The sequence below is a fragment of the Sphingomonas kyeonggiensis genome (assembly GCF_014196745.1).
GTDB lineage: Bacteria > Pseudomonadota > Alphaproteobacteria > Sphingomonadales > Sphingomonadaceae > Sphingomonas > Sphingomonas kyeonggiensis.
In genome coordinates, this window is record NZ_JACIEH010000002.1 from 603,061 (window position 1) to 619,699 (window position 16,639).

9 protein-coding genes are annotated in these 16,639 nt (G+C 66.9%); 7 read left to right on the forward strand and 2 right to left on the reverse strand.

The window, feature by feature from the left end; all coding sequences use genetic code 11:
• Nucleotides 1-94: 94 nt before the first annotated feature.
• A complete protein-coding gene (locus tag GGR46_RS11825) occupies nt 95-2,209 on the forward strand; it encodes an alpha-glucuronidase family glycosyl hydrolase (protein WP_246426044.1) in 2,115 nt (704 codons plus the stop codon).
• Nucleotides 2,210-2,350: 141 nt separating this feature from the next.
• Here the strand turns inward: GGR46_RS11825 and GGR46_RS11830 are convergent, their stop codons facing one another.
• Both GGR46_RS11830 and GGR46_RS11835 read right to left on the reverse strand, forming a co-directional pair.
• On the reverse strand, nt 2,351-3,355 hold the full coding sequence (locus GGR46_RS11830) for a cupin-like domain-containing protein (RefSeq protein ID WP_183997902.1): 1,005 nt from the start codon (nt 3,353-3,355) through the stop codon (nt 2,351-2,353).
• 137 nt (nt 3,356-3,492) lie between these two features.
• Nucleotides 3,493-6,858: a TonB-dependent receptor gene (locus GGR46_RS11835; protein ID WP_221262709.1), complete on the reverse strand. Its 3,366-nt coding sequence runs from the start codon at nt 6,856-6,858 to the stop codon at nt 3,493-3,495.
• A 271-nt stretch (nt 6,859-7,129) separates the two neighbouring features.
• On the opposite strand from GGR46_RS11835, the gene GGR46_RS11840 reads away from it, so the two are divergent.
• The 6 genes from GGR46_RS11840 to GGR46_RS11865 are packed head-to-tail and all read left to right on the forward strand — an operon-like array spanning nt 7,130 to nt 16,589.
• Nucleotides 7,130-8,581 (forward strand): tryptophan halogenase family protein, encoded by a 1,452-nt coding sequence (locus tag GGR46_RS11840; RefSeq protein ID WP_183997904.1) that lies wholly within the window; start codon nt 7,130-7,132, stop codon nt 8,579-8,581.
• Nucleotides 8,578-9,999, forward strand: a complete 1,422-nt coding sequence (locus tag GGR46_RS11845) for a tryptophan halogenase family protein (RefSeq protein ID WP_183997906.1) — start codon at nt 8,578-8,580, stop codon at nt 9,997-9,999. The genes GGR46_RS11840 and GGR46_RS11845 overlap by 4 nt, the downstream gene beginning before the upstream one ends.
• Nucleotides 9,996-11,510: a tryptophan halogenase family protein gene (locus tag GGR46_RS11850; protein WP_183997908.1), complete on the forward strand. Its 1,515-nt coding sequence runs from the start codon at nt 9,996-9,998 to the stop codon at nt 11,508-11,510. The genes GGR46_RS11845 and GGR46_RS11850 overlap by 4 nt, the downstream gene beginning before the upstream one ends.
• The gene (locus GGR46_RS11855) at nt 11,510-13,012 is read left to right on the forward strand and encodes a tryptophan halogenase family protein (protein ID WP_183997910.1); all 1,503 of its coding nucleotides are present in this window, start codon (nt 11,510-11,512) and stop codon (nt 13,010-13,012) included. The genes GGR46_RS11850 and GGR46_RS11855 overlap by 1 nt, the downstream gene beginning before the upstream one ends.
• Complete coding sequence (locus GGR46_RS11860; protein WP_183997912.1) at nt 13,009-14,673, forward strand: glycoside hydrolase family 43 protein; 1,665 nt, start codon at nt 13,009-13,011, stop codon at nt 14,671-14,673. Before GGR46_RS11855 ends, GGR46_RS11860 begins: the two co-directional genes overlap by 4 nt.
• Complete coding sequence (locus GGR46_RS11865) at nt 14,670-16,589, forward strand: glycoside hydrolase family 9 protein (protein WP_343058126.1); 1,920 nt, start codon at nt 14,670-14,672, stop codon at nt 16,587-16,589. The genes GGR46_RS11860 and GGR46_RS11865 overlap by 4 nt, the downstream gene beginning before the upstream one ends.
• Nucleotides 16,590-16,639: the final 50 nt, after the last annotated feature.

The window sequence follows — 16,639 nt, forward strand, 5'->3', positions numbered from 1 at the left end:
TTGCCCTGTTACAAGCTTGTCAACGGCGGCGTATGACCGTTTGCAGGTAGGAAGAGCGATGCTTCGGAAATTGCTGACTATTTTGTCTGCGTTTATGTGTTTCGGCCTTGCGAATCAAGCGCATGCCGAGGACGGATACGACCTCTGGCTGCGCTATCAGCCGCTCGAATCCGCGGCGAAAGCGCGCGTTGCGCCGGCGGTTCGCTACTTTGTCGCTTCCACGGATCGCCCGATCATCGCCGCGGCAGCGGACGAGCTGAAGCGCGGGCTGGCCGGGATGATCGGCGCTGCGCCGAGCCAGCGCGAGAAGATCGACCAGGCTGGCGGTATCCTGATCTCCACGGATGAGGTGGCCTTCGAAGTCGCCGGTCGTCCGTCGGGTCTGGGCGATGAAGGCTATGCGATCCGCACCCGGAACGTATCGGGCAAGCCCACGATCTTCATCGTCGCGCACAGCGATGTCGGTGTGCTCTACGGCGTCTTCCGCTTCCTCAGGCTGCTCCAGACCGGCCAGTCGATCGACAATCTCGACATCATCGATGCGCCCAAGCTCAAGGTCCGCGTCCTCAACCATTGGGACAATCTCGATCGCCATGTCGAGCGGGGCTATGCCGGCCTGTCGATCTGGGATTGGCAGAAGTTGCCGCTCCACAAGGACCCACGCTATGTCGACTATGCTCGCGCCAATGCCTCGATCGGCATCAACGGCACGGTGCTGACCAACGTCAACGCCAATGCCGATATCCTGCGCCCCGACTATCTCCAGAAGGTGAAGGCGCTGGCGGAGGTCTTCCGGCCCTATGGCATCAAGGTCTATCTCACCGCGCGTTTCTCGGCGCCGATCGAACTGGGCGGACTGAAGACCGCCGATCCGCTCGACCCTGCGGTTCAGGCCTGGTGGAAGGCCAAGATCGACGAGATCTACACGGTGATCCCCGATTTCGGCGGCTTGCTGGTCAAGGCCAATTCGGAAGGCCAGCCCGGCCCGGCCGATTACAAGCGCACCCATGCCGAGGGCGCCAACATGATGGCCGATGCGCTCGCCCCGCATCACGGCATCCTGATGTGGCGCGCCTTCGTCTATGCTGCCGAGAATGCCGAGGACCGGCACAAACAGGCCTATACCGAGTTCCAGCCGCTCGACGGCGAGTTCCGCGACAATGTCCTGGTCCAGGTCAAGAACGGCGCGATCGATTTCCAGCCGCGCGAGCCCTTTCATCCACTGTTCGGCGCGATGCCCCGGACGCCGCTGATGATGGAATTCCAGATCACCAAGGAATATCTCGGCTTCGCTACCCACCTCGCCTATCTCGGCACGATGTGGGAGGAAGCGCTGCAGAGCGATACCTTCCGCCCCGCCAGGGGCAGCACCGTTGCCAAGGTGATCGAGACGCCGATCGATGCCGGTGCCGCCACCGGCATGGCCGGGGTCGCCAATATCGGCAGCGACCGCAACTGGTCGGGCTCGCAGTTCGACCAGGCCAACTGGTACGCCTTTGGCCGTTTCGCCTGGGATCCGGATGCGAAGGCTGGGCCGATCGCGCGCGACTGGGCGCGGATGACCTGGGGCAATGATCCGGCGGTGGTCGAGCCGGTGGTCGGCATGATGATGGGCTCGCGCGAGGCGGTGGTCGACTACATGACGCCGCTCGGTCTCGGCCATCTGATGGCGACCGGGCATCACTATGGTCCGGGACCCTGGGTTTCCGACCTCGCCCGCCCCGAATGGAACCCGGTCTATTACCACAAGGCCGATGCTGCCGGCATCGGCTTCGACCGGACCGCCAGGGGCAGCGACGCGCTCGGGCAATATGCTCCCGAGGTCGTGGAGGCCTGGGGCAATCCAGAGACCATCCCCGAGAAGCTGCTGCTCTGGTTCCATCACGTGCCCTGGGACTATCGCACCAAATCCGGCCGCATCCTGTGGGACGAGCTCGTAACCCGCTACGACGCCGGCGTCGGCGCGGTTGGCAAGATGCAGGCCGACTGGGATGGTCTGCGCGGCAAGGTCGATACGGCACGCTGGGCCGAGGTACGCGATTTCCTGGCGATCCAGCACCAGGAAGCGACCTGGTGGCGCGATGCCTCGATCGCCTATTTCCAGTCGATCTCGAAGCGCCCGCTGCCAGCGGGCCACAAGCCGCCCGCGCACGACCTGGAATATTACAAGGCGATCACCAATCCCTACGCCCCGGGCCAGGCGAAGTGACCTTCGCCCCAATTCCCTCTCCCGCCTGCGGGAGAGGGTGTGTGGGGGCCGCTAAAGCGTCGCTTACGTCCCGCACTGACCCTCACCCGGCCTCGCTTCGCTCGGCCACCCTCTCCCGCAAGCGGTAGAGGGTTGATTGCCTCAAGGCCTCTGCAACCCCCGCATCAGATACTGCTTGATATACTGCCGCAGCTGCGGCGTCGGCTCGCCCAGCACGCTGCGATGCTCCAGCGCCAGATGCGCGGCCGGATCGCCATGTTCCTGGAACACGAAGGCGTCGAAATATTCCGACCAGGCCGCCCGCCGCTCCGCCGGCAGGCGGCTGAGCGTCAGCACCGCATAGACCATCGCGTCGAACCGCGCGTCCTGGTCGGGCGAGTCCGTCCACCAGAAGTTCACCAGCGCGTTGAAGTCCGACAGCGCCTCGACATGGTGCCACCAGAGCGCAGGGATGTAGATCGCGTCGCCCGGCTCCAGCTCCGCCGTCTGCGCCACTGCCAGTGCGTCGCGGAAGCGCGGGAAGCGCTCGAAGTCGGGCTCGGCGAGGTCGACCATGCTCAGCGGCTGGCCGGCGACATTATGGTCGAGCGGGCCGATATAGAGGTTCGCCGTCTGGTCGGGCGGGAAGATGGTGAAGCGCCGCCGCCCCGCCGCGACCACCGCGATATTGTCCGACGCATCGAAATGCGTGCTGATGCTCGTCCGGTTGCCCACCCAGATCCGTGGCTCCGCGCCCATCCCGAACAAGGCGGGCAGCTGGTTGGCGCCTGCGAACCCCGGCAGCGCCTGCGCCGTCTCGACCGCGCCGGCATAGACGGCGGGCATGTCCTCGCGCCCCTGCAGCTGCAGCAGATATTTGAGCAGGTCGGCGAACCGTCCCTTGCGCCGCTCGAAATTGAAGCCGCGCATGTCGTCCGAATAGAAGAAACGGCCCTTGATCGAGGGCGGGCCGACGAACGCCTCGGCTGCCGCGCCCTGGTCGAAGCCGAGCAGATAGTCGCACGCCGCCTGCGCCGATACCGCGCCGGCCTGCACCAGCGGCCAATCCTTCGCCACGCCGCGCAGCACGACCGGCGCATAACCCTGCACCAGAACCCGTAGCCCCGCCGCGTCGAGCGGCCCCTCGATCTCCCGCAGCGATGTCATTCGAAATTGTCCCGGCAATGCACGGGCCATGCTTCCCGCGGTTGATGTCCCTGGCATGTCCGGGTTTTCTCCGCACGCCATACAAAAAATGGCGCCGCCGGCGGGAACCGGCAGCGCCAGGCAGGGTGTTTTTCAGATCAGAAGTTGAAGCGCATGATCGCGGCGAAGCGCCGGTCGTTCATGTACCAGCCGCGCGGCACCTCGACATTCTTGCCGTTCGCATCGGTCACGATCGCGGTGGTGCGCACCACTTCGTTGAGCAGGTTCGACGCCTGCACGCCGATCTTCACCTGCGGCGAGAAGGAGTAGAAGATCGACGCGTCGAGCTGGCCGGTCGCCTTGTTGATGATCGGGTCGTTCGGCACGATCACGTCGCGGATGGTCAGCAGGAAGTCGGAGCGCCAGGAATAGGTCGCACGCAGCGACAGCGGGCCATAGTCGAAGAACGGCGTGATGTTCACTTGGTGCTTCGACAGGCCCTGCAGCGGTAGGTCCTGCAGCCGCACCGTCGTCACGCGGCCCGCGCCCACGTCCGGATCGGTTTCGGACAGCGTGCTCTGCGGCACGCCGCTCGATTCGATATAGGTGTAGTTGGCCTGCAGGCCGAGGCCCTTGAGCGGCCCCGGCAGGAAGTTGAAGGTCTGCTGATAGGCGACCTCCACGCCCTTGATCGTGCCGGTCGCCGAGGCATTTTCGGGCTTGGTGTAGACCGCGTCGAAGGTCTGGCTGTTGTTGCTCAGCTGGATGCGCTGGGTGCTGTTGGTCACCACGTTCTTCAGGCGCTTGTAGAAGCCCGAGACGGTCAGCTGGCCGACGCTGGAGAAATACCATTCCGCCGTCAGGTCGAAATTGTCGGCCTCGACCGGCATGAGGAAGGGGTTGCCGCGGTTGACGTCCGCCTGCAGGCGGAAGCTGCCCTGGATCGGCGTGCCATCGGGGTTGGTGTTCTGCACCGCGTTGACACGGATGTCGCCATAGTTGCGGATCAGGCCGGTCGACGGCAGCGAGATACCCTTGAAATAGGCCGCGCGGAACTGGAGCCCGCCGCCCACTTCGAGCTTCAGGTTCACGCTCGGCAGCCAGTAGCTGTACTTGGTCTTGCCCGGGTTCGGCACGATCGCGCCGTTCTGGAAGGCGCGCACGGTATCGCGGATCGCCTTGGGCTTGGCGCAGAAGCCCTGGACGATCGCCGATGCGTCTGCCGGCGGTGCAAGGCAGGTCGCCTCGGTCGGCAGATAGACGCTGTCATAGGTGTATTGCTGCACACCCTGCGAGTCGCGGTTGGTGGTGGTGTAGCGCACGCCGGCATTGCCGGTCAGGTGCAGGCCGCCGAGCTGCGTGTCGAAGCGCGCCATGATATAGGCGGCCTTGTTCGTCTCGCGGATCGGGTTGATCTCGCTCGGCAGGAACGGGGTGCCGGCAATCACGCCGCAGCGTGCGGCCAGCGCGTTCCAGCCGCCGTTGCGCACGACGCTGTTTGCCGGGCTATCCGACGGGCAGTTGGCGACGCCCGGCTGCCATTCGCGGCTCACCATGTTGGCATAGGCGATGTACGCGGCGTAGTCGGCGGTCGAGTTCGGCGCGTAGAACAGCCGGCCCTGGCCGGCGAGCGGGTTCGGCGCCTTGCCCTGGAAGAAGTTGCTGAAATAATAGGGCGCGTTGTAGTTGCCCAGCACCGCCGAGCCGCCATTGCCGCCGGTCGTGCCGTCGACATTGTCGCTCAGCCAGACCGGGCCGCCATTGCCCCACTGCTCGGAGAGCACGCCCCAGTTATAGGCCGAATAGCGCGAGATCTGGTCGCGGTCGGCATAGCGGCCGCCGACGCGGATCGACTTGAGGAAGCCGTTCTCGGGCAGCGTATATTCCAGGTCGAGGCGGAAGGCGTCGGAATTGCCGTCGCTGTCCTCGATATGGTCCATCGCCGCGCGCGGGAAGCTATTGTACGGATCGGTGAAGCTGGTGTGGCCCGCGCCGTAATAATTGGGCGAATATTGCGAGCCTGGCGCAGCCGCCGGGCGGCCGCCGAAGCCCGCGCAATCGTTATCGGTGCCCGGCGGGTCCTGCGAATTGGCGGCCGGGCCGCTGCACACCTGGGGCGGCAGGAACTGCACGTTCGGATAATCCTTGCCGCGCAGCTGGATCGAGGCGTTCTGATAGGTCGAGTTCCACAACCCGTTGTCCATCAGGTTGGTCTTCGAATCGACGTGCTGATAGTCGACGGTCACGCCCAGCCGGTCGCTGACGTCCCATTTGAAGTTGAAGCTGTAGTCGTCGGTCACCAGCCGCTCGTCATGCGCGCGGGCGATGATGTTCGATTGCAGGCCGAGCATCGGCACGCGGGCGTCGGTTCCGCTGTTCTGGTCGGCGCGCCAGCCGGTCGGGCCGGTGATCGTGCCGCTGGTGAACATGCCGTCGCTGTCGAAGTTGAGCGTGGTGCCCGGCACGCGCCGCGAGTCGCCGTTCGACGAGACGTTGTCGGTCGCGATCTCCATGGCGTGCTCGGTCCAGGCCTGGCGCGCGTCGGAGCGCAGGAACTGCGCCACCGCTTCCATCGACCCGTCATTGCTGCGCCACTGCGCCGCGGCCGAATAGCCGTAGCGGGTGCGGTCGAATTCCTGGCTGCCCAGTGCCGCGCCGCGCGGGAACAGCACGCGCTTGTTCACGGTGGTGCCGCCATTGGCGTTCACGTCGCCGTCCGAATAGAGGTTCCGCAGGCGGAAGCTCGAGATCTGCAGGCGGTCCGCACGGCTCTTAAGGTTCGAATAGGACGCGCTGGCCAGGAAGCCGAACTCGCCGATCGGGGTGTTCCAGCGATTGCTGATCACGGCCGACAGGTTGGCGCCCGGGTTCTTGGCGAAGTCGCCGTAATTTACCTCGGTCGAAGCGGCGATCACCAGGCCCTTGGAATCGAACGGCTTGCGGGTGCGCAGGTTGACCACGCCGGCGATGCCGCCCTCGATGCGGTCGGCCGAAGGCGATTTGAACACATCGACGCCGCCCATCATCTCGGCGGGGACGTCGGCGAAGCTCAGCGAGCGGCCGTTATTGGCGCTGAACGCCTCGCGGCCGTTGAACTCGGAGCGGACATAGGTGAGGCCGCGCACCACCACGCCCGAGCCTTCGACCGAGAAGTGGTCGGGGTCGACGCCGGCGGCGAAGCGGTTGATCGACACGCCCGGGATACGCTGCAGCGTTTCGGTCACCGAGCGGTCGGGAAGGGCGCCGATGTCCTCGGCGGTCACCGAGTCCACGATCACGTCCGAATTCTTCTTCAGCGCCTGCGCGTTCTGCAGCGACTGGCGATAGCCCTGGACGACGATCGTGTCCTCGGTGGGCGTGTCCTGCGTGTCGGTTTTGGCGGGCGCCGCCTGGCTATCCTGCGCCCAGGCAGGGGCTGCGACCGAAAGGCAGGCGAGTGCCGCCGCCGAGACGCCGGCCCGCAACGCCCCCGTGCGGAACCGTCCGGCCATGTCGACATGATGAATGGAATCGTGCTTGCGCATCGAGCTGTCCCCTCCTGTTGTTAGCGCTATCATTTGAATGCGCGTTTCTTGTTTGTGTCGAACCTAAAGTAGGAGTTATGAAAAGATCAAGCATCTTGTTGCAGTTATGCGAAAACCGCTGATTTCCTGCACTTTGCAATGATTTCGCTGCATTGCAGTATGATTTCTGCAAATGCGAAAGGGCCGATCCGGCCTCGAATCGCCCTGTCTTTCGATTGACCATTTCTCAACGGGAGCGCTAACATTCGTGTCGGAGAGGGGCATCGCAAGAATGCTGGTGGGGCGCATACTCGTGGTAGGCGGGGGCACCGCGGGGTGGATGGCCGCCGCCGCGCTCACGCATAAATTCGCCGGGACGAAGCTGGCGATCACGCTGATCGAATCGGCGGAGATCGGCACCGTCGGCGTGGGCGAGGCGACGATCCCGCACATCCGCCATTTCAACGCGACGCTTGGCATCGACGAGGCCGATTTCCTCGCCGCGACCAAAGGCACCTACAAGCTCGGCATCGAGTTCGTCGACTGGGGGCGCAAGGGCGACAGCTACATCCATCCCTTCGCCCAGTTCGGCGATCCAGTGGACGGCGTGCCCTTCCATCATCAATGGCTGGCGACCGAAGGGGCGGGGGCGTTCGAGGACTATTCGCTCCCCATCCAGGCCGCCCGCCGGGGCCGTTTCCGCCGGCCCGAGGGCGATCCCTACAACTATGCCTATCAGTTCGATGCCGGGCTCTACGCCAGGTATCTCCGCACCTATGCCGAGGCGCGCGGCGTCGTCCGGCGCGAGGGCAAGGTGGTCGATGTCGCGCTCGACGGCGAAAGCGGCTTTGTCCGTTCGGTCACGCTCGAAAGTGGCGAGACGATCGAAGCGGACCTGTTCGTCGATTGCTCGGGCTTTCGCGGGTTGCTGATCGAGCAGGCGCTGCACACCGGTTATGAGGAATGGACGCACTGGCTGCCTTGCGACCGCGCCATAGCCATTCCCTGCGCGAATAGCGGACCGCTCGCGCCGCTCACCCGCGCCGCCGCCAAGCAGGCGGGCTGGTGCTGGCGCATCCCGCTCCAGCACCGCACCGGCAACGGCCATGTCTATTCGAGCGGCTTCCTGGGCGACGATGAAGCGCTGGAGGTGCTGCTCGAACAGCTCCCGGCCGAACCGCTCGCCGATCCCAACAAGCTCCGCTTCGTCACCGGCAAGCGGCGCAAGCAATGGGTCGGCAACACCGTCGCGATCGGCCTGTCCTCGGGCTTTCTCGAGCCGCTGGAGTCAACCTCGATCCACTTGATCCAGGTCGCGATCGGCAAGCTGCTCGACCTGTTCCCGACCGGCGACTGGGATCCGCTCGACGCCGCCGAGTTCAACCGAGCGATGGCGCTCGAATATGAGCGCGTCCGCGACTTCCTGATCCTCCACTATCACGCCACCGAGCGCGACGATTCCGAGTTCTGGCGCCACTGCCGCAACATGATTCTGCCGGACTCGCTGGCCTACAAGCTCCAGCTGTTCCGCGAGCGCGGCGTGGTCGTCCAGTACCGTGAGGGCACCTTCCTCGAGCCGAGCTGGCTCGCCGTCTATCTCGGTCAGCACGTCACCCCGCGCCATCCCGATCCGCGGGCGGGCGGGCAGGGCGTCGCCGCCGCGCTCGCCGCGATGCGTGCGGAAATCGCCGCGGCGGCCGAGGCGATGCCGCGTCATGAAACGGCGCTGGGGATGGGCGCATGATCCGCAGCATCGGCATCGTCGGCGCGGGTGTCGCCGGCTGGATGGCGGCGCTTGCACTCCGCCGCGCGCTGCCCGGCGCACGTATCTCGGTGATCGAGACCGAAGGGCCGGACTGGAGCCTAGGTCCCTTCGGCCCGGGCGAAGCCAGCCTGCCGGGCCTCGAGAGCTGGCTCGCCGATCACGGCGTCGAGGAAGGCGCGCTTCTCCGCGCCGCACGTGGCGGCTTCTCGCTCGGCACCGCCTTTTCCGGCTGGGCGGGGCAGGAGGCGGACTGGTTCCTGCCTTTCGGCACGATCGGCGCGCCGATCGGCACGGTCGCCTTCCATCAGCTCGCCGCCCGCCTGCGCGCGGCCGGGCATCCACTCCGCCTCGCCGATTTCTCGCTCGCCGCCATCGCCGCCGCTTCGGGTCGCTTCGCCCGTCCGAGCCCCGATCCGCGCTCGGTGCTGTCGAGCTACGGATACGGCCTGCACTTCGCTCGCGCCGGCTTGGCTGAGGTGCTCCGCCTTGCCTCGGGTCTCGCAACCGCCGGCAGGTTCCGCCGCGCGCTCGGTGATGCCGGGATCACTGCCATCGAGATCGAGGACGGCGCCCAGGTCAGCGCCGATCTCTGGTTGGATTGCTCCGGCCCCGCCGCGCTGCTCGCCGGCCGGCTCGACAGCGGCTGGGAGAGCTGGTCCGAATGGCTCCCCTGCGACCGCGCGGTCGAGAGTTGGAACGAAGTGGAGGGCGTGCCGCCACCCTATGCCCATGCCGGCGCCTTCGAGGGCGGCTGGCAGCGCACCGTGCCGCTGGTCGGCGGGCAAAGCGGGGCGCTGCTCTACGCTTCGGCATTCCTCGCGGAGCAGCCCGGCGCCGTCCCCATCGCCCAGGGCCGCCGCACCCGCGCTTGGACCGGCAATGTCGTCGCCCTGGGCGCCGCCGCCGCGTTGGTCGAGCCGCTCCATGGCCATAACCTCGCTCTGCTCCAGAATGCGCTCACCCGCCTGATCAGCCTGCTTCCCACCGCGCCGGACGGTCCCGAGCCCGCCGAGTATAACCGCCTGACCGCCAGCGAAGCCGACCGCGTCCGCGACTTCGCGATCCTCCACTACAAGACCAATGGCCGGGCCGGCGATCCGCTCTGGGATCAGGCCCGGGCGATGCCCGTACCCGAGACGCTGGCCCACAAGCTCGACCTGTACGCCAGCCGCGGCCGCCTGCCGGTCTATGACGAGGAGCTGTTCGATCCGGAGGAGTGGATCGCGGTGCTCGACGGTCAGGGCGTCCGCCCGCGCCGCCACGATGCGCTCGCCGACGCCATCCCCGAGCCGCAGCTCCGCGCCCATGCCAGCCGCATCCGCGAAGTCATCGTCGACGCGGTCCGCGGGATGCCGCACCATGGTGCGACGCTCCGCGAGGAAGGATTGCTGGCATGACCGCCCCCGCGCCGATCCGCAGCATCGTCATCGTCGGCGGCGGCACCGCCGGCTGGATGGCCGCCGCCGCGCTCACCCGGCTGATCCCCGCCGGCGTCTCGGTGACCCTGGTCGAGTCCGACGAGATCGCCACCGTCGGCGTCGGCGAGGCGACGATCCCGCCGATCCGCAGCTTCAACGCACTGCTCGGCATCGACGAGAACGACTTCCTCGCGAAGACCCAGGGCACGATCAAGCTCGGCATCGAGTTCGTGAACTGGACCCGCGACCAGCATCGCTACGTCCACCCGTTTGGCGAGTTCGGCTTCGATATCGAGGGCGTGAAGTTCCACCAGGTCTGGCGCAAGCTGCGCGAGGCGGGCCGGGCCGAAGCGATCGACGCCTATAATGTCTGCGCGCTGGCCATGACCGCCGGGCGCTACCAGCCGCCGGTGACCGATCCCGGCTCGATCCTGTCGCGCATGGCGCATGCCTATCAGTTCGACGCCGGGCTCTACGCGAAGTACCTCCGCGGCTATGCCGAGGATCGCGGCGTCGTCCGCATCGAGGGCAAGGTCGCGCACGTCCCCCTGCGCGCCGCGGACGGCTTCATCGAGGCGGTGATCCTCGAAGGCGATCGCCGGATCGAAGGCGAGCTCTTCATCGACTGCACCGGCTTCCGCGCGCTGCTGATCGAGCAGACCCTCCACACCGGCTGGGAGAGCTGGGCGCACTGGCTGCAATGCGACCGCGCCGTAGCGGTCCCCAGCGCGAGCCCGGGCCCGGAGATCACCCCCTTCACCCGCGCGACCGCGCACAGCGCCGGCTGGCAATGGCGCATCCCGCTCCAGCACCGCGTCGGCAACGGCCATGTCTATTGCAGCGCCGACATCTCCGACGATGCGGCCCGCGAGACGCTCCTCGCCAATCTCGACGGCGCGCCCCTGCGCGATCCCTTCATCCTCCGCTTCGAGGCCGGCCGCCGCAAGCGCGCCTGGGAGAGGAACTGCATCGCGCTCGGCCTGTCCTCGGGCTTCCTCGAGCCGCTGGAGTCGACCAGCATCCACCTGATCCAGTCGGGCATCCACAAGCTGATGGCGCTGCTCCCCGACACGGGTTTCAGCGCCATCGAGCGCGACGAATATAACCGCCTGACCGATATCCAGCTCGAGCAGGTCCGCGACTTCATCATCCTCCACTACCACGCCAACCAGCGCAGCGATGGCGACCTCTGGCGCCGCATGCGCGAGATGGCGATCCCCGACACGCTCCGCCGCAAGCTCGACCTGTTCCGGAACCGCGGCCGCTTCTTCCGCTACGAGGACGAGCTGTTCGCCGAATCGAGCTGGATCGCGGTGCTGCTGGGGCAGGGGATCCTCCCCCAGGGCTGGGATCCGCTCGCCGACGCCTTCGACGACGACAAGCTCGCCTTCAGCCTTTCCCGCATCCACGAGATGTTCGCCCGCGCCGCCCAGGCGATGCCTCGCCACGAGGACTGGCTCGCCCGCAACGCGCCCGCAAGGACCCCCTGATGACAGACCGCAACATTCGCTCGATCCTCATCGTCGGCGGCGGCACCGCCGGCTGGATGACCGCCGCCACGCTCTCGCGCATCCTCGGCCCCGACTATGCGAAGATCACCCTGGTCGAGTCCGACGAGATCGGCATCATCGGCGTCGGCGAGGCGACCATCCCCCAGATGGCCACCTTCAACCGCATGCTCGGCCTCGACGAGGACCAGTTCGTCCGCGAGACCAAGGGCAGCTTCAAGCTCGGCATCCAGTTCGTGAACTGGGGCCGGGCCGGCCACCGCTATTTCCACCCGTTCGGCAAATACGGCCTCGACATGAAGGGGGTGTCCTTCCACGCCTATTATCTCCGCCTGCGCCAGCTCGGCGAGGCGCCCGACGTGGACGAATGGTCGCTCCAGGCGATGGCGGCGCGCGACGACAAGTTCATGCGGGCGATCGACGCGGGCAATTCGCCGCTGTCCGACATCGCCTATGCCTATCATTTCGACGCCGGACTCTATGCGAAATTCCTCCGCCGCTATGCCGAGGACAAGGGCGTCACTCGCCGCGAAGGCAAGATCGTCGACGTGAAGCTCCGCAGCGAGGACGGCTTCGTCCAGTCAGTCCAGCTCGAGGACGGCTCCCATCTCGAGGCCGACCTGTTCATCGATTGCTCGGGCTTTCGCGGCCTGATCATCGAACAGGCATTGAAGGCCGGCTATACCGACTGGTCGCAATATCTCCCCTGCAACCGCGCCATCGCCGTGCCCTGCGCCAGCGTAGATGCCTGGACGCCCTATACCCGCAGCACCGCGCACACCGCCGGCTGGCAATGGCGCATCCCGCTCCAGCACCGCATCGGCAACGGCCATGTCTTCTGCTCGGATTACATGTCCGACGACGAGGCGACCGCCATCCTGATGTCGAACCTCGACGGCGAGCCGCTCGCCGATCCGCGCACCGTTCCCTTCAAGACCGGCCACCGCAACCGCATGTGGGTCAAGAACTGCGTCGCCATGGGCCTGTCGGGCGGCTTCCTCGAGCCGCTCGAGAGCACCTCGATCTGGCTGATCCAGTCCGGCCTGTCGCGCTTCCTGACCATGTTCCCGGACCGTGACTTCAACCAGGCCGATATCGACCGGTACAACCGCATCATGCAGACCGATTACGAGGAGATCCGCGACTTCCTCGTCCTCCATTACCACGCGACCGAGCGCACCGATTCCCCCTTCTGGGACTATTGCCGCACGATGGAGATCCCCGAGCGGCTCGCCGAGAAGATGCGCGTGTTCCGCACACATGGCCGCGCCTTCCGCGAGAATGAGGAGCTGTTCAACGACACCAGCTGGTTCGCGGTGATGCTCGGCCAGTTGATGGAGCCGGCGTCCCACGATCCGGTGGCCGATGTGATGCCCCTCGCCGAGACCCGTGAGCGCCTGGCCCATATCCGCGAGGCGATCGCCAATTCCGCCGACTACATGCCCAAACACCGCGATTTCATCCGGGAGCACTGCGCAGCATGAACCGTTTCCTGACCATCGCCGCCACGCTGCTCGCCGCGGCTCCCGCCACCGCCCAGCCGGTCGCGACCTTCTCCAGCTTCACCTATAGCGGCAAGGACGCCTCCGATGTCCTCACCGCCGGCCCGAACGAGTATCGCAACCCGGTCCTCAAGGGCTTCTACCCCGATCCCAGCGTCACCCGCGTCGGCGACGACTTCTACCTGGTCAATTCCACCTTCAGCTGGTTCCCCGGCATCCCGGTCTTCCACAGCCGCGACCTCGTCCACTGGACCCAGATCGGCAATGCGATCGATCGTCCGGGCCAGCTCGATTTCAAGCAGCTCGGCCTTTCGCGCGGCGTGTTCGCGCCGTCGATCCAGGCGAAGGACGGCATCTTCTACCTGCTCAATACCTGCGTCGATTGCGGCGACAATTTCCTGCTTACCGCGAGGAACCCGGCAGGCCCCTGGTCAGATCCGATCTGGCTGCCCGATCTCAAGGGCGGCATCGATCCCTCGATGTTCTTCGACGATGACGGCCGGACCTGGGTGGTCAACAACGGCCCGCCCGAAGGCACCCCGCTCTACCAGGGCCACCGCGCGATCTGGGTCCAGGAGTTCGACCGCAAGACGAACAAGACCTTCGGCCCGCGCAAGGTGCTGGTGAACGGCGGCATCGACCTCTCGAAGAAGCCGATCTGGATCGAGGGGCCGCACATCTTCAAGAAGGACGGCTGGTATTATCTCAGCTGCGCAGAGGGCGGCACCGCCGAGGGCCATAGCCAGGTCATCCTGCGCTCGAAGAACGTCACCGGCCCGTACGAGGCGTGGAACGGCAATCCGATCCTCACCCAGCGCGATCTGCCGCGCGACCGGGCGATGCCGATCACCTCGGCCGGCCATGCCCAGCTCGTCACCACGCCGGACGGTAAATGGTGGGCGACCTTCCTCGCCGTGCGTCCGTACGAGGGCGATTTCTACACCACCGGCCGCGAGACCTTCCTGCTGCCGGTGGAATGGAAAGACGACTGGCCGGTGATCCTGCCGCCCGCCACGCCGATCCCCTGGACACACGCGAAGCCGGCGCTGCCCCAGGGCAAGGCGCCGATCCCCACCTCGGGTGCCTTCACGATCCGCGACGATTTCCGCGGCAAGCTCCCCAGCTACTGGATGATGCTGCGCAACCCGCAGGGCGACTGGTACCGCACCGGCGCCGCCGGCCTGATGCTCAAGGCGCGGCCGGCGGGGCTGGGCGACAACGCCAATCCGTCGTTCCTCGCCCGCCGCCAGCAGCACACCAATGCCGTTGCCGAGACCGTGGTGCAGTTCGCGCCGGAGAAGGACGGCGACCGCGCCGGCCTCGTCGTCCTCCAGAATGACGATTACTGGTTCTTTGTCGGCCGCAAGCGCATCGGCGGCAAGGATATGATCACCGTCGACCAGCGCGAGGGGCCAGCCAGCCCGAAGCTCGGCAAGACCCTGTTCACTGCCGCTGCCCCCACCGGCGCGCTTCGCCTCCGCATCGCCGTGCAGGGCCGCAGCTACAGCTTCAGCTATGCCGCCCCCGGCGCGAAGCCGGCCTGGAAGCCGCTCGGCAAGGTCGAGACCGACGGCCTGACGACGAAGGTGGCGGGCGGTTTCGTCGGCTCGGTGTTCGGGTTGTTCGCCGGGGCAGGGGAGTGAGGTTCTCTCCAAATCCTCCCCCGGAGGGGGAGGGGGACCAGCGAAGCTGGTGGAGGGGTATTATCCGCGAGCGTTCCGCCAGTGGCGCGCTACCCCTCCACCACCGCTTCGCGGCGGTCCCCCTCCCCCTCCGGGGGAGGGTTTGGGTTCTCGCCCCCTGGATATTCCTAACCGCCGCCGCCCCGCAGGGCCCGGCCATCAATCTCAACCAGCTCGGCTTCGAACCCGCCGACCCCAAGACCGCGATCGTCGAAGCCGAGGGCGGCCCGCTCGACTGGCAACTCCTCGACGCTGCCGGCAACACCGTCGCCAGCGGCAAGGCCCAGTCCTTCGGCCCGGACGCGGCATCCGGCGCCACGATCCAGCGCATCGACTTCTCCGGCTTCCGCGCGCCCGGCAACGGCTATCGGATCCGGATAGGTGCCAGCGAGAGCGCACCCTTCGACATCCGCCCGAACCTCTACCGCCCACTCGCCCGCGACGCGCTCGCCTTCTTCTACCACCAGCGCGCCGGCGTCCCGATCGAGGCCCGCATCGTCGGCGAGAAATGGGCACGTCCCGCCGGCCACCCGCACGAGATCGCCACCTGCTTTGCCGGCAAGGACGAGCGCGGTACCGAATGGGCGGGCTGCCCGTACAGCCTCGACGTCACCGGCGGCTGGTACGATGCCGGCGATCACGGCAAGTACCTCGTCAACGGCGGCATATCGCTATGGACGCTGCTCGACGTGGTCGAGCGCAATCCCAAGGCGCTGCCCCAGGCCGCCGGCGGTGCCCCGGGCGTGCTCGCGGAAGCCCGCTACGAGATGGAGTTCCTGCTCCGCATGCAGGTGCCCGAGGGCACGCAATTGAGCGTCCCGGTCGGCAAGCCCAAGCCGGTTCCGGGCAAGCCCGTCTGGGAAACCGCGCCGCCGCCCTTCGCCGCGATCGACGCATCGGGCATGGCGCATCAGAAGGTCGCCGATCGCTGGTGGACCGCGCTCCCCACGCCGCCGCACAAGGATGATCGCGAGCGCCGGCTCTATCCGCCCACCACTGCCGCGACGCTCAACCTCGCCGCCACCGCGGCCCAGTGCGCCCGGATCTGGCGGAAGGCGGACCCAGCCTTCGCCGCGCGGTGCCTCGCCGCCGCCGAACGCGCCTATGCCGCCGCGAAGCGCAACCCCGATGTCTATGCCACCAACAGCTTCACCGGTTCGGGCGGCTATGGCGACAATGACGTGTCCGACGAATTCTTCTGGGCCGCGGCCGAGCTGTTCACCACGACCGGCAAGGCGGCGTACCGCGCGGCGGTCGAGGCCTCGCCGCATTTCCGCGGCGAAGCCGGCGCACCCAGCTGGCCGCAGGTCGCGACGCTCGGCACGATCGTGCTGGCAACGCGCCCCTCGACACTGCCACCGGCCGAGGTGCAGCGCCTGCGGGCCAGTCTGGTCGCCGCCGCCGATCGCTTCCTCGCCGATGCGCCGGCTAATGGCTACCGGATCCCGTTCCCGAACCGCTATGACTGGGGCTCCAACTCGAACCTGCTCAACCGCGCGATGCTGCTCGGCCTGGCCTTCGACCTGACCGGGAACGAGAAATACCGGGCAGGGGTGATCGACGTCGCCGACTATCTGCTCGGCCGCAACCCGAACGGCGTGTCCTATGTCAGCGGCTATGGCACGCGTGCGATGCGCAACCCGCACCACCGCTTCTGGGCGCCGTCGCTCGACCCGAACCTGCCCGGCCCGCCGCCCGGCGTGCTGTCGGGCGGCCCCAATTCCACTGCCATGGTGGATCAGGTGGCAATGAAGCTGAAGGGCCACTGCGCGCCGCAACGCTGCTGGGCCGACGACGTCCACGCCTATGCGCTGAACGAAGTCGCGATCAACTGGAACGCCCCCCTGGTATGGGTGGCGGCGTGGTTGGCTGAGTAATTTCTAATTCCTCCCCCAGCTTGCTGGGGGAGGGGGACCGCTCGCGAAGC